This window comes from Pararhodobacter sp. CCB-MM2, from assembly GCF_001691415.1.
Lineage (GTDB): Bacteria > Pseudomonadota > Alphaproteobacteria > Rhodobacterales > Rhodobacteraceae > Pararhodobacter.
The window spans coordinates 1-575 of record NZ_LRRR01000077.1; the positions used below are offsets into that span (position 1 = coordinate 1).

At 61.6% G+C, this 575-nt stretch carries 1 protein-coding gene and 1 pseudogene; both read left to right on the forward strand.

What is annotated here, in order from left to right:
- Positions 1–12 precede the first annotated feature (12 nt).
- A pseudogene (locus BCY78_RS26390) lies at positions 13–111 on the forward strand (calcium-binding protein); the annotation flags it as partial.
- A gap of 33 nt (positions 112–144) precedes the next feature.
- Positions 145–575: M10 family metallopeptidase C-terminal domain-containing protein (locus tag BCY78_RS24265; protein ID WP_233499493.1), on the forward strand; the 431-nt coding region annotated here is incomplete at its 3' end.

The following is a 575-nucleotide window of genomic DNA, read 5'->3' on the forward strand; positions in this document are numbered from 1 at the left end:
GGAAGCGATAGCCTGGCAGGAAGCGAGCACGATGACGTGCTGCGCGGTGAAGGCGGCAACGACGTCCTGCGAGGCGGGGGCGGAGCTGATCTACTGCTGGGCGGTGATGGTCAGGACGTTCTGTACGGCGATGGCGGTGCAGACATGATCATGGATGGTGCTGGCGAGGATGTTGTTTATGGCGGTGATGCCAACGACCTCATCTTCCTGAGCGACGATGGTGTGATCGACTTCGTCTTCGGTGGTTCGGGGCATGATGTCGTCGACGTGTCTGGGACGAGCCAGAACCTGGTGATCGATCTGGGCAGTCTGTCGCCTGTTGGCTCCATCGCAGGAGCCGGGGTTGTGGATCGCTTGTTCTCGGTCGAGGGTGTCGTTGCGGGCTCTGGCGATGACGTTGTGAAGGCCTCTGAGGCTGCAAACACGATCGCGACGGGTGCCGGGCAGGATACGATCCTGTTCAACAGCGCGGCCGCCGCGGATGGGGATGAGATCCTTGACTTCTCGGTGGGCGACCTGATCGACCTTTCGGCGATCGATGCCGTCCGTGGCGTCAATGGGAACCAGTCGTTCAC